The sequence below is a fragment of the Flavobacterium sp. KH_035 genome (genome assembly GCF_057839565.1).
On record NZ_CM174492.1, the window covers coordinates 3,047,193 to 3,060,361 of the forward strand.

General features: G+C 34.8%; 9 protein-coding genes. 2 read left to right on the forward strand and 7 right to left on the reverse strand.

Going from position 1 to position 13,169, the window contains the following annotated elements:
• The first annotated feature begins 128 nt into the window (after nucleotides 1–128).
• Nucleotides 129–1,289 (forward strand): MFS transporter, encoded by a 1,161-nt coding sequence (locus AC3IS6_RS12460; protein ID WP_489159752.1) that lies wholly within the window; start codon nucleotides 129–131, stop codon nucleotides 1,287–1,289.
• 206 nt (nucleotides 1,290–1,495) lie between these two features.
• Here AC3IS6_RS12460 and AC3IS6_RS12465 read toward each other — a convergent pair whose 3' ends face one another.
• From AC3IS6_RS12465 to AC3IS6_RS12475, 3 genes are all read right to left on the reverse strand, one after another.
• Entirely contained in the window at nucleotides 1,496–1,972 is a 477-nt protein-coding gene (locus tag AC3IS6_RS12465; RefSeq protein ID WP_489159754.1) for a DUF6265 family protein, read from the reverse strand.
• A 125-nt stretch (nucleotides 1,973–2,097) separates the two neighbouring features.
• Nucleotides 2,098–4,398 carry a DNA topoisomerase 3 gene (locus tag AC3IS6_RS12470; RefSeq protein WP_489159756.1) on the reverse strand — a complete coding sequence of 767 codons (2,301 nt, stop codon included), beginning with the start codon at nucleotides 4,396–4,398 and terminating at the stop codon, nucleotides 2,098–2,100.
• Nucleotides 4,399–4,730: 332 nt separating this feature from the next.
• On the reverse strand, nucleotides 4,731–6,173 hold the full coding sequence (locus AC3IS6_RS12475; protein ID WP_489159758.1) for a hypothetical protein: 1,443 nt from the start codon (nucleotides 6,171–6,173) through the stop codon (nucleotides 4,731–4,733).
• Between the two features lie 260 nt (nucleotides 6,174–6,433).
• On the opposite strand from AC3IS6_RS12475, the gene AC3IS6_RS12480 reads away from it, so the two are divergent.
• On the forward strand, nucleotides 6,434–7,225 hold the full coding sequence (locus AC3IS6_RS12480; protein WP_489159759.1) for a DUF5995 family protein: 792 nt from the start codon (nucleotides 6,434–6,436) through the stop codon (nucleotides 7,223–7,225).
• A 200-nt stretch (nucleotides 7,226–7,425) separates the two neighbouring features.
• Here the strand turns inward: AC3IS6_RS12480 and AC3IS6_RS12485 are convergent, their stop codons facing one another.
• The 4 genes from AC3IS6_RS12485 to AC3IS6_RS12500 form a co-directional block, all read right to left on the reverse strand.
• Nucleotides 7,426–7,845, reverse strand: coding sequence for a lysozyme inhibitor LprI family protein (locus AC3IS6_RS12485; RefSeq protein ID WP_489159760.1), 420 nt, complete (start codon nucleotides 7,843–7,845; stop codon nucleotides 7,426–7,428).
• A 220-nt stretch (nucleotides 7,846–8,065) separates the two neighbouring features.
• A complete protein-coding gene (locus AC3IS6_RS12490) occupies nucleotides 8,066–9,493 on the reverse strand; it encodes a serine hydrolase domain-containing protein (RefSeq protein WP_489159762.1) in 1,428 nt (475 codons plus the stop codon).
• Nucleotides 9,494–9,701: 208 nt separating this feature from the next.
• The gene (locus AC3IS6_RS12495; protein WP_489159763.1) at nucleotides 9,702–10,301 is read right to left on the reverse strand and encodes an NUDIX hydrolase; all 600 of its coding nucleotides are present in this window, start codon (nucleotides 10,299–10,301) and stop codon (nucleotides 9,702–9,704) included.
• A gap of 368 nt (nucleotides 10,302–10,669) precedes the next feature.
• A complete protein-coding gene (locus AC3IS6_RS12500) occupies nucleotides 10,670–13,069 on the reverse strand; it encodes a serine hydrolase (RefSeq protein ID WP_489159764.1) in 2,400 nt (799 codons plus the stop codon).
• Nucleotides 13,070–13,169: the final 100 nt, after the last annotated feature.

A 13,169-nucleotide genomic window follows, 5' to 3' on the forward strand; every position in this document is an offset into this window, starting at 1 on the left:
GTTTTTTTTAATTTTTTTGAGGAATGATCGGAATGAATTAAATTTCTGACGTTTATTAAAAAACGTAAAAAGGGTAGAAGTTACACTTTGAATGCCTTAATTTTGTGTTTTAAAATGAAGCTCTTGATATGATTTTACCTTTCTTGAAAAAACTACAGTATTCTCCCAAAGGATATCGTTTGGCCAATACTGTGTTTTTTTTCCTTTCGGGATTTGGATATTCTTCCTGGGTATCCCGTATTCCACACATACAGGCGCAATTGCATTTGTCCGAAGCTCAGTTTGGAGCAGTTTTATTTGCCTTTCCGATTGGTTTAATGTTAACGATGCCTTTTACAGGAAAGCTTTTGAATAAATACAGCAGCCGTTATGTTATGTTGCTGGGAGCAATCATGTTTAATATTGTATTGTCTTTACCTGGATTGGTTGCTTTTGTGTGGCAATTGGTTATTGTGCTCTTAATCTTTGGTGCGTCGCGTAATATTTTCAATTTATCTATTAATGCACAATCTTTGGAGGTTCAAAAACTATATCCACATTCTATTATAACCCGTTTTCATGCCGTTTGGAGTATAGCAGTTTTCTCGGGAGCAGGATTGGGGTACGTAATGGTAACACAACATATTGCACCGTCACATCATTTACTGGGAGTAAGTGTTTTTATGCTCGCACTAACAGCTTGTTTTTACCCACTGAGTATTCATAATGAACCCGTACCGGTTAAAAAGAAGTTCTTCTCGATGCCCGAAAAAAATCTGGTTAAGTTTGCCCTGATTTGTTTTGTGTCTATGGCTTGCGAAAATACGATGTACGATTGGAGCGGAATTTATTTTGAAAACATATTAAAAGCTTCTCCAAAGTTAACCAGTGCCGCATTTGTCTTTTTTGCAACAGCAGTAACTCTTGGACGTTTGTTTGGTGATTATGGCGTAATGAAATTTGGTACGAAACGAATTCTGTTTTACAGCGGTGTTTTAATCACATTAGGATTTGGGATTTGTTTTATCCTGCCATATGCTTATCCAACTATTTTTGGCTATGTCTTAATTGGGTTTGGGGTTTCCTGTGTGGTTCCGCTTGTATTTAGTATCGCCGGAAGATCATCAAAACTAAGTAGTGGTTCTGCCTTAACTTCTATATCTACTATTGGTTATCTTGGATTTTTATTGGTTCCGCCAATGGTAGGGTTTATATCCGAATATTTAAGTATGAAGTGGGCATTTTTGGTAATGGCTCTTTTAGGGATACTTATGATCTTTATGGTGAATAAAATCGGGGAGAATGAGTGATTTTTTTGAAGGACTAAGATGCTAAGTTGCTAAGGTTCTGAGTTTTTTTAATTCCGGAGGAATGAACTATTTTGTAGCGATGGATTTTAATCCGTTGGAATCAAGAAGGTATAAGAAATTAGAGTTCCATAGGAACGGTCCATTTAATAACGCAAAGTTAAAGGAAATTGAACTTTGTGACTTCGCCAAAAAACGATCTAAAAATACTATTTCTTCGTCATCACAAATTTCTCCGAACTTGGTTTCCCATTCAAATTCCCTGAAATCTCAGCAGTTAAAGTATTATTCGCACCTTTTGTATAGGTAATCTTTTGCGGATAATCGTGTTTAGGGTTCTCGAAAACCAATTGTTTGTCAGACTCAGATGTTGAGGAGAAAGAAACTGGTTTATCATTATTTTGACCTTTTACCGTTGCAATATAAGTTAGCGTTTCGTCTTTTTGCGCTAGAACGATACTTTCGAAATGAATGGTGTCTTTTTCTTTTATGAAATAGGAGGAAGCACTAAAAGTACTATCGTTTAGTTTTTGCCAGTTTTCGGTCAGAACACCCTCTGGAGATTTGTTTTCCCAGTTCCCAATGAGCCAGTCTGCAACTTTGATTTTATCTTTTTCGGTAGAATCCTTTTTTTGACAAGAAACAGCAACTAAAACAAGAGCTAAAAGAGTAATTTTCTGAAACATATTTATGAGTTTTGGTTTTAAATGGAGGTACTAAAGTATGAAAAAGAATTGATTGTTGTTAAATGTTAAATATGAATTGTGAGATGTAAAATGCATCTGAAACACTGTTTCTTACATCTCACAATTTACATCTCACAAAGAATCGAATAAACCAATTCCTTCGTTGGTTTTTGATCTTTCAGTTTGGTTCTGACGTCATCAAAAGTAACTTTAAAATCGCAACCTGATTTATATTCACTACAACCATAGGCAGTTTTTCCTTTCAGAACGGTACCCTTTTTACATTTCGGACATGTTAAGGAATCTGATACTACGGCAGTTTTTGCTTTCGGAGCTGTTTTTTTCGCTTCTAATCTGAGTTTGTAATTTTCTTCAAAACGAATCAAACCTTCAACAGTTCCTTCTTCAGTTTTGAAACCTTTTATATTTACTGTTGATCCTTTTTGGACTAGTCTTAAATATTGATTCTCAGATATTTTTTTCTCAGCAAAAGTATAGGGAAGTAGAAAATCGCAACCCGATTTATATTCGCTGCATCCAAAGGCCGACTTTCCTTTTATGAGGTTTCCTTTTTGGCATTTCGGACAGGTTTCAGCCAGAATACCCGCGGCTTTCTTTTTTTCTGCTTTTACAACTGGTTTTTCAATCGTCGCGGCATGAGAAATATTGGCGTGTCTGGTTTCGCTTCGCACTTCGGTAACCAGAGCTTCGACCATGCGTTTCATGTTTTTTATAAATGCTCCGGCGGTATAAGTCCCTTTTTCGATATCTTTCAATTGCTTCTCCCAGGAACCCGTTAGTTCAGCCGATTTGATAAGTTCGTTTTGAATGGTATCAATAAGCTGAATTCCTGTTGGTGTTGGTAAAACCTGTTTTTTGTTTCGAACGATGTACTGGCGCTTGAAAAGTGTTTCGATAATATTGGCCCTTGTTGATGGGCGTCCAATACCATTTTCTTTCATCAGTTCGCGGAGATCTTCATCATCGACTTGTTTACCTGCGGTTTCCATGGCACGTAACAAAGTTGCTTCGGTAAACTGATTGGGTGGCTTGGTTTCTTTTTGTAGAAACGAAGGTTCATGCGGGCCTTTTTCGCCCACAACAAAACTGGGTAATAAGTCGGCTTCTTTTTCTTTGGCGTTTGGATCTTCGAATACAACGCGAAACCCTTTTTTTAAGATCTCTTTTCCAGTGGCTTTAAAAGTCACATCGGCGGCTTTTCCAATTACGGTGGTATTGGCAACCAGACAATCGTCGTAGAATACGGCAATAAAACGTCTTGTAATAATGTCGTAGACTTGCTGCTGATTGAATTGTAAATGAGCTTCTATTCCGGTTGGAATAATCGCATGGTGATCTGTTACTTTTTTATCGTTGAAAACCTTTGGCGATTTTTTTATTTTTTTCTCCAAAAGAGGTTGGGTCAATTCGGCATATTTAGATAATTTTTGCAGAATTCCCGGTACTTTTGGGTAAATGTCATTTGGTAAAAAGGTGGTATCAACTCTGGGATACGTAACTACTTTTTGTTCGTACAAAGTTTGAACGATTTTAAGCGTTTCATCTGCCGAAAATCCAAATTTAGTATTGCAGTATACTTGTAATCCTGTTAAGTCAAATAGTTTTGGAGCGTATTCATTTCCGTTCTTTTTTTCGACAGAAACAATTTCGAATTCGCTTTCTTTGACTTTGTCGGCTAAAAGTTCTCCGTCTTCTTTTTTTAGAAAACGTCCTTCTTCATAGCTAAAAAGAGTTTCTCGGTATAAAGTCTGTAATTCCCAATAAGGCTGAGGTTTAAAATTTTCAATTTCTTTAAATCGGTCGACAACCATGGCCAATGTTGGTGTTTGCACGCGTCCAATAGACAATACTTGTTTGTAACCGCCATGTTTTACGGTATACAAACGCGTAGCATTCATTCCCAGTAACCAATCGCCAATCGCTCTTGAAAATCCGGCATAAAATAAATTATCGTAATTTTCAGAGGGTTTCAGGTTTTCAAAACCTTCTTTGATGGCTTCGGTGGTTAGAGACGAAATCCATAAGCGCTGTACTTCACCTTTATAATTTGCTTCGTTCATCACCCATCGCTGAATAAGTTCTCCTTCCTGCCCGGCATCCCCGCAGTTGATAACTACTTCGGCCTTGTCAAATAGACTTTTTACGATTTTAAACTGCTTTTGGATTCCTGAATTTTGCACCACTTTGGTTTCAAACTTCTCAGGAAGCATGGGTAAATTGTTCAAATCCCAGCTTTTCCAATGGGGTTTGTAGTCATTGGGTTCTTTTAAGGTACATAAATGCCCAAAAGTGTAAGTTACAGCATAACCATTGCCCTCAAAATACCCGTCGTGTTTGGTATTGGCCCCCAAAACGGATGCGATTTCACGTGCTACACTCGGTTTCTCAGCAATACATACCTTCATTTTTCTCTTTCTTATTCGAAAGCGAAATTAGGAATTTTAAAAGTGGTATTGAAATTATAGAGTTATAAAGTTGCAAAGAGGCAAAGGAGCAAAGGGACAAAGGTTTTTTTGTTTTCCGCAGATCTAGAATAGATTTGAGCAGATGTACGCAGAGTAGTCAGTTTAAAGAAATCTTATAGAATCTGCTTTGATCTGCGGAATCTGCGTGAAAAAACTTTTAGTATTTTAATCTTATTGTCCATAAATAAAACATAAAAACCACAAACAGAAGCTTGTGGTTTTTGTAATTATAAATTTTAGCTTTCCCTTAAAGTAAAAGGTTTGCTATTGAGTTATTTTAATTTTAGACGCAAATTGGATTCTCTCAAAAATTCATTAACATGTTCTTGTTTGATTTGTGTTTTGTTTAACCCCTTCAGACTGCCTACATATCCTGTAAAAACATGGCTTATATTGAGGGGAGAAATAACTCCTTTATGAGATGTATTATGGCAAAAGAAACAATTAACAAGATCGTTAACTGAAGTTTTGCTTATTGTTGTTGGACTAAATCCTGCCTGAACATAGGTTTCCATCGTAATATTGTAGGCCGCAACGGAACCTCTGGTTAATTTTCCAGGGTTAGAGTCTGAAAGAGTATCAGCTAACGAATTTAATAGAGCTGCCTGGGCCTGAGTACTATTATATCCTGCAGTATTAATCCACAGCGAACCATTGTAAAAATAATTGTTCCAGATACCTTTCAGCTGTGTTTTAACGCTTTGATTGATAGTACGAATATTATTGAAGTTTTGTGAACCATTTTGACTCGTTTTCATATAAACCTGAACATTATGAGGACCTTTCTGTACTTTTTCAACAGGAACACCATATTTGTAAACAGAAAAGATATCTGTATAAATTCCATTTTGTGTCGTTATATTTTTAACGGTTGCAGTGTCGTTTTTATTAAAAAAAGGATAATCAACTTTACTCGTCACCGGTGCATCAGTTGTTGGCGTCGCTTTTGACCAATCGTAAGCAGGTGCAAGGTTTTCATGTTCAAAAGTAGCCCACACAAATTCGGGATGATTCTCTACAACTCCAACTACATGCATCCCTAAAAGAGCTACTCTTTTTTTTACTCCATTGATTACACCCTGGGTAATAAAATAAGTAGAAGGATCTTTAAGAGCACTCGCATCAATCCAGGAGGTTTTAAGTTCTAATGAGCCTACAGGAAAAGTTATATCTTTTATTTTGGTAGGATCTTTTTTTGCTATTGGACCATATTTTAGCAGGGTTGAGTACATAAGGTCGTCCATGAAAATAGAATAATAAACTGTAGTAGATTTAGGAACACCTGATGCATATTTAGGGGTTTTTAAAATGTCATGGGAAGAACTTGCCTGAGCGGTATCTCTTAGAACAACAATTCCTTCACTTGTATCTACTCTTTTACCTTCCGCAGTCACCTGAATTAATTTACGCATAAATAATGGTAGTCCATTGACGTCATTGGTGAGCCAAAGAAACTTTTGCCAGGACCATTGATGAAAGTCACAATTTGTTACCGTTGCATTGTTAGCAAATACGCTTGTTGGTCCTTCATTTGGCGGAGGAGTCTGGCGAGTGTTGTTTACAATACTAAACCAATTAGGAGGAGCTAAACAAGTAGAAGTAGCGGCACTTTTATTTACAGTTGTATAAGCGTCTTTTTCTGTCTTTGGATCCTTTTTACAGGCACAGAGTGAGATGAGGGTGATTAAAAGCAATACTTTTTTTGTAGTTTTCATAGTTGGGGTCTTTAGTTAATTTTTGTAGTTATCTCTTTTTGAATAGTTGAAAGTAGGTAATTAAGAAACTGGCTTTTTAAAAAATGTCTTAAACGCTCCATTTTTAGGTATGAAGACAAGAAAAGCGTGTATGAATAAAATAGAAGATTTTTCTTTTTTCTTAAATTGAAAAATAACAAGATAAATGCTTCAAAAAAGACATTTTGAAAGATTAAAATAATTATATTCGTTCTGCCGAAATTAATTTTAACCCATTAGAAATGAATATAAAACAAGCTACAACAATAGACGAAGTCATTCAGTTACTGGATGAAATAATAGCCCTGTCAAAAATAGAACAAAGCGCTATAGGTTTGTTTGCTACCCTATACCGAGAAGTTACCGTAAAAGTAAAAGAAGGTATCCAAAATGGCTCTTTTCAGAATGGTGAGAGAATGGAAAAACTGGATGTTATTTTTGCCAATCGGTATTTGAAAGCCTATTACGAATACAAAGCCAAAGAAAAACCATCCGAATGTTGGGGATTTGCTTTCGAACAAGCCGAAAAGTTTTGGCCGATCGTTCTTCAGCATTTATTACTCGGAATGAATGCTCATATAAATTTGGATTTGGGTATAGCTGCGGCTGAGATCAGTACGGTTGAAGATATGGGAAGTTTAAAAGCTGATTTCGATAAAATAAATACCATTTTAAGCAGTCTCGTAGGAAACGTAGAAAAGTGTCTGATTAAAATTTGGCCAACACTCACATGGATACTTAAAGTAACAGGCAAAGTAGATACTTTTTTTATTGACTTTAGTATGGAAACCGCGAGAGACGGCGCCTGGAAATTTGCGAACGAATTTGTAGCAGTTCCGGAAGACAAAAGAGAAGCCTGTACACATGAAAGAGACGTGAGAATAACGCAAATTGCTCGTTTAGTTTCAAACCCCGGTTATTTTGTGAGTGCCGTTTTCAAGTTTATTCGCTTATTTGAAAGAGGAACCGTAGCTCAAAAAATAATTGATATGCAGATTATGGAGCAAAATAAGGTCGATTGTGCTCCTGCATAATTTTAGTTTCGTCACGAATGACTCATATTGTAGCAATGGATTTTAATTCGTTGAAAAAGATTTTTTGGTTTCAAAATTTCTGTAGGAGTGGTATACATTTCTAAGTCCCTGTTGCGTAAAGTTTCTTGGCTATGACAGCTGCTGTAGAAATACTTAAGAATCACAGCTGTGCAATTGAGGTATTTTCTAACTCAAACCATCTAAAAATCTAACATTTTATAATATTGTTGTAATTCGATCGCTCTCGTTTTTACTATTTCTTTTTTCTTGTCTTCAGCGACGGCGTACCACATTGTTCCTCCCTGAACTTCATAAAAATATTTTGAAATAAAAGCATATTCTTTGTCTCTGTAAATTATCCATGCCTTTTGAGATTCTTTCAGTACATCAAAAGCTTCTTTCGGGAGTTTTGTTTTTAACAGGTTATAATATTTATTCAATTCTTTATCCCAGGATTCACGTGCTTGTATGGTACAATTACACATATCTGCATTCGAAATATCATCTTTGTTTAGACATTTAGATTCTAAAACATCAATTGGGTTCTCATTTTTCTTTTTGGTTTGGGAAAAAGTAATGATCGAGAAGAAAAGAAAAACAACGACAAGTGTTTTATTCATAATGTTGAGTTTAAAACTCAAATATATTAAGGTTTGATTTTAAATGAATATTTATAATTTAAAAAAATTAACACTACAGCACGAAGTGTTTTGATTTTTAGATTGTTGGCTTTATTCAGATTCAAATATTAATTTCTTTATGGATTATTGAAATGTGTACAAAGCCTTGAACCTTCGTAAAGTTTTGATAACATTTTGTAGAGTAAGCTTTTAAATGGTGTTATTTTAGTTTAATAAATTTGACATCTGTTGCTCCAAAATTTGTAATATTCAATCCAGTTATCTCGTTTTTTGGGTTCCTTTGAAAGCTTATTTCTGCAGAAAATGTAATTGCTCCCGAAAATTTATCTTTCTCTACTTCGGTTAATACAACATCACTTAATCTGTTGTGTGTCATTGTTAACTTTCCATTGATAATTCTAATGGTAAAAAGGGATGATAGATCATCGTTCTGAAATTTACCTTCGAAGTCTTTTAGATTTGTATTAGCGATAGGTTTTGTTTTTTCTTCAAGTTTCTGTTCAATGTCAGTTATTTTTTCTCTCTTTTTAAATTTATCAGATAAATAAAATTCGGCAATATCCATTCCGGCTTTGTATGCTACAAAATCCTCATCATTACTCAAAAGTATTATAGATAATTTATTGTCTTGAAAACGACTTAAATACGATTTAAAACCGGCATCACTTCCCGTATGGTTATATACAGTAAGGCCTTTGTAGTTTCTTATAAATTGACCTTTGGCGTGGTAAATAGTTTCCCCGTCTCTTACTGCCAGAACTGCGGGGTCTCCATTATCTAATAGTGATTGTTGATTGAAATGATTAATAAAATCAGCATTACTTAAAATTGGATTTTCAAAATTAGAGGTCCACTTGCTTAAATCTTCAACGGTTGTATACACGTTTGAAGGCCCTACGGAAGAACTGTTAAGATTTCTTTTACTATATAATCCATTTTCATTTCCGTAGGAATAGGCTCTGTTTTTAATGATTTTTTCGTTATCATCGTATACTAATGTGTTTTCCATCCCAAGTGGATCGAAGATATTTTCTTTTGCGAACTCACTAAAACTTTTCCCCGAAACTCTTTTAACAATTTCGGCTAACAATGTAAATCCGGTATTACTATATTTAAATTGACTTCCGGTTGCAAAATTCAATTCTTTTTGTTTACAGATTATTTTCATTACTTGTTCAGAAGTGATGATGTCATCCATTCTCCAGCCTGCCAATGTTAACAATGACCATTGGTCTTTTAACCCACTGGTATGAGAGCATAAATGTCTAATCGTTATTGGTTTTTCATAAACGGGTAATTCAGGAACGTATTTTCTTATATCATCATCCAATGAAATTTTGCCCTGTTTCTCTAATAGGTAGATGGAGAAAGTTGTAAACTGCTTTGAAACAGAACCTACATTAAAAATAGTTTTTGTTGTTATAGGGATGTCGTATTCAAGGTTAGCCATACCGTACCCTTTTTTAAAAATAATTTTTCCGTCTTTAACAATAGAAACTGCAACACCAGAAGTTTTGGAGTTATATTTAGAAAATAAGGAGTCAATTCTTTTTTCCGGATTTGTTTGTGCCGATAAGTTGTTTGCAAAAAAAATATAAATTAGAATAAATTTAGTTAGCTGCTTCATTTTGAGTAGTTAGTTCTTGAATGGTGGATTAAGAAAGTCTAAGGTGTAGGTTAAAATGATTTATTAAGTACGGTGCTAATTTTAAATTAAGCCAAAAAAAACAAACTTATTACTAAGTTGCGTTTACGCGACAATTGATTTTTTTTACTTTATTAGTTTTCGGTATTCAATTTTCAACATTTCATTTAGCCGTTCGTTATTTTTAGTTTCATAATTCATAAAATGGTTCCGTTTGTTTAAAAGTTTTGAGTTTTTCATCTTCAAAAATCATCATAAATGAACCACCCCAGATGCTTTTAGGATTTTTAAGTATTTGATTTAATTCAGTTTTTAAAGGTTGCATTTCGATTAACTGCAGCGCTTCCTCAATAGGTAACCATTTATATTGCTTGTCTTTGTCTTTTGGTTGCACAATTTCTCCATCTTTGAGTTTGGCAGTATAATAGCTTCTAAAAGACACCGTTTGATTGTCTTTAAGTCCGCTATATTGGTAGGTTGTCAGACCAGCTAGTCTTAATTTATGGATTGAAATACCAATAGGTCTTACTAAACTATCGATACCTTTTTTCAAAGATAAATTTTCATTAGAACGTAGTACTGGTGTTTTCCATCCATATTTATCTTTCATCAATAAAATCTCTTTTTTTGTATTAAAGACGATTAACCATTGAATGGTGTAATTGTCATTTTTTTTGACTGGTTCAATCTTTTTAATTTCGATTTTCGCCGTATTCTGACCAAATGATTTTAGACAAATTACGCAAGAGAAAATTATTAAAGTAACAATTGTTTTCAAATTTGTTTTCACACTATTCTTTATTCGTTAAATCTATTTTCTTCTTTTTTTGTGTGCAATGTCGGCTAACATCTCGCCAGTACAAATGGTTTGAGAACTAAATTAAGCTGATTATTTGGATTAACCAAAACGCCTTAAATTAAACCGCAAATTCTAGATCTCGTTTTCCATTTAAGGATGGAGATCATCTCACTGTGAGGAACCTCCGGACTTGATTGGAGACTACAAATATGGGATTAAGAAATCGCCTGGAGCTCTAAATGTATGATTCAGGAGTCCGATATTATACAAACGGACTCATTTTTCAGGTTTTTAATTTTAATTAAACTGCTGTACGAAATCGGTTGGTATCACAGAATTTTTAGATTCGCACCATAATTTTAGATTTTTTCAAAAAGTAAATTCTTAATCCTGTCAGAATTAATGTAAAATCCTGTAATTTTTTGCTGCTTATCACGAATAAACCGAATACCACCTAAATTGCGGGCACTACTTAGAAACAGATCTGACTGAATAGGAGTTAAATTGATAAGAGGCTGATTTTTATTGTTTGTAAATAAGCCATTTTCATTTTGAGTCAGAATATAACTTACTTTTAAATCCTGTGAGTAATAGGTTCCTGAAAATTCATCCAGATCAGTCGCAGAATAGGTTTTAGGGCTGTAGTATTCATAAACATACTCATCGCTTTCACCAGAAGTGTAAACCATTTTCAAATTGCCATTTTCCTTGCGAAATTGAACCATAATCACATCATCTCCATCAATTACCATTTGAAATTTATTTTCTGCTATAGGGACTAATTTACTTTCATTGGCATTGCCCAATTCCTGATAGCGTAAAGTGTCATTTTTCACATAAATCCTGCGTCCGGACATTCTTTCATTATCCCAGTAGTTCCCTGAATAGGTTTCTAAAAGTTTGCCGGATAGTTTAACAGTTTTTAGCTTACTGAAATCAATGCTGGGCGGTTGAGTAAAAGTATTTTCGAGTACTTCAACAGCCATATTCATAGCAAGACTGCCATTATATCTGTTGTTGTTTCCAAGTACAAACGAAGTAACTTTTTGATTGGGGAATATGAAAATATTACTTGCATAACCGCCATCTAAACCATACGTCCAAATTTTTGGAACACCACGTTCTGCATGTAGGTACTGCTGTCCATATAGCAATCTTCCTAAGGTTGGATTAAAAGTAGTTTTACCATCATTTAAAGTAACCGGAGAAGTTAGTTTTTCAATCAGTTTTTTACTGCCAACTTTGGGATTTTCAAAATTAAGATACCAGCGGCTCAAATCGGCTGCCGAAGTATAAAGATTGGTCGTTCCTACAATGGAATGATTGATGAGGTTATTTTTCAATCCTTTTTTAGTGGTTTGATACGAAACAGCTGCGTCGGGTATTATCATTTCATTATCATCACGAAGTAGGGTGTTGGTCATCTTCAAAGGTTGAAAAATATGCTCCTGAGAAAATTCAGCAAGAGTTTGACCAGTAACTTGTTTAACTACTTCGGCTAATAAAATAAGTCCGGAAGAAGTATGTGAAAATTTTGTTCCTGCCTCATAATCTAATTTTTTTTGACGGAAAATTAAATCTAAAGCGTCTTTTTGTGTAAAAACATCTTTCTCTCTCCAGCCTGCAATTTCTTTCAGAGCTAAAAAATCGTGTAAACCACTGGACTGACTTAATAAATGTTTTATGGTGATTTTAGATCCAAAATTGGGTAGTTGTGGAATATATTTGCGTACATCATCAGATAAAGACAATTTTCCTTGTTCTTCCAATAACAAAACAGCAAAGGCAGTAAATTGCTTGGCCATAGCTCCTATTTGAAATTTAGTATCCGTATTAATGGGGATTTCGTGAGTTATATCTGCACTTCCAAAACCTTTTAAATACACGATTTGACCCTTTTTTAGTAGACCTGCCGCCACGCCCAATTTAGCCGAAGACTTATCCCACTCCGAGAATACTTTATCCAAATTTTTAATTGGTTCAGGTTGTGCAGCAAGTTTATTTTTTTCGATAAGATTGATTATTTCAGATGCCATTTTTGATCCGGCGCTGGGGTCTTGCCCCGTTACAAAACGGCCATCTGTAACATAAAAGCCTTCTCCTAATTTATCGGCATGTACAAAGTTGCCTTCATTTTTTTTAATGGCCTGATCAATGGCAAAGGGAAACGTTTTGTAATATTCCTCTTCTTTGTCTTCAAATTGATCTGCAAAACCGGTTATTTTTCTGCCCGCATAAAGTGATTTACCTGAGGCGTCTTTCAAATAGGCCAAACCAGCCGTACCGTGACAAATAGCCGAAACGACTCCGTTATTGGCGTAAATTTGTCTTGCAAGATTTTGAATTGCAATGTTTTCTGCTACACCAAACATAGCCGCACCACCGCCGCCATAAAAAATAGCACCATAATTTTCAGGAACAATTTCGGTGGGTTTCATCGTATTTTTGAGTTTATTCATGAAAAAAGGATTGTAAAGGAATTTTTTATGAATACTATCCGAAGCATTGATATAGCCAATTGGGACAGCTCCGCCTTTAGGGCTCACAAAATCTACCGTAAAACCTGATTTTGTGAATACATCGTATGGCACTGCAATCTCCCCAAAGTGATTGGCAGTTCTAATTTTTGAAGCTCCATAATAATCTTGATTGGAAACTACAAATAGGATTTTGTTTTGCGAAAAAACAAGGGTAGAAAACAAGCAAAAACAAATGCTTATCGAAAAGAGAAATCTGAACGTTGAAATTACTTTGTACATATTTGCGTTTTTTTAATTTTTAAAATCTATGCAAATATGTAGTGAATAAAGGGGCTGGAGGTATTATATTATGGTACAGGAGTTCGGTATTATAAATATG

Excerpts from the sequence above, each read along its gene's own strand:
- AC3IS6_RS12460 (WP_489159752.1), top strand. The coding sequence starts at position 129 with ATGATTTTACCTTTCTTGAAAAAACTACAGTATTCTCCCAAAGGATAT.
- AC3IS6_RS12465 (WP_489159754.1), bottom strand. The coding sequence starts at position 1,972 with ATGTTTCAGAAAATTACTCTTTTAGCTCTTGTTTTAGTTGCTGTTTCT.
- AC3IS6_RS12470 (WP_489159756.1), bottom strand. The coding sequence starts at position 4,398 with ATGAAGGTATGTATTGCTGAGAAACCGAGTGTAGCACGTGAAATCGCA.
- AC3IS6_RS12475 (WP_489159758.1), bottom strand. The coding sequence starts at position 6,173 with ATGAAAACTACAAAAAAAGTATTGCTTTTAATCACCCTCATCTCACTC.
- AC3IS6_RS12480 (WP_489159759.1), top strand. The coding sequence starts at position 6,434 with ATGAATATAAAACAAGCTACAACAATAGACGAAGTCATTCAGTTACTG.
- AC3IS6_RS12485 (WP_489159760.1), bottom strand. The coding sequence starts at position 7,845 with ATGAATAAAACACTTGTCGTTGTTTTTCTTTTCTTCTCGATCATTACT.
- AC3IS6_RS12490 (WP_489159762.1), bottom strand. The coding sequence starts at position 9,493 with ATGAAGCAGCTAACTAAATTTATTCTAATTTATATTTTTTTTGCAAAC.
- AC3IS6_RS12500 (WP_489159764.1), bottom strand. The coding sequence starts at position 13,069 with ATGTACAAAGTAATTTCAACGTTCAGATTTCTCTTTTCGATAAGCATT.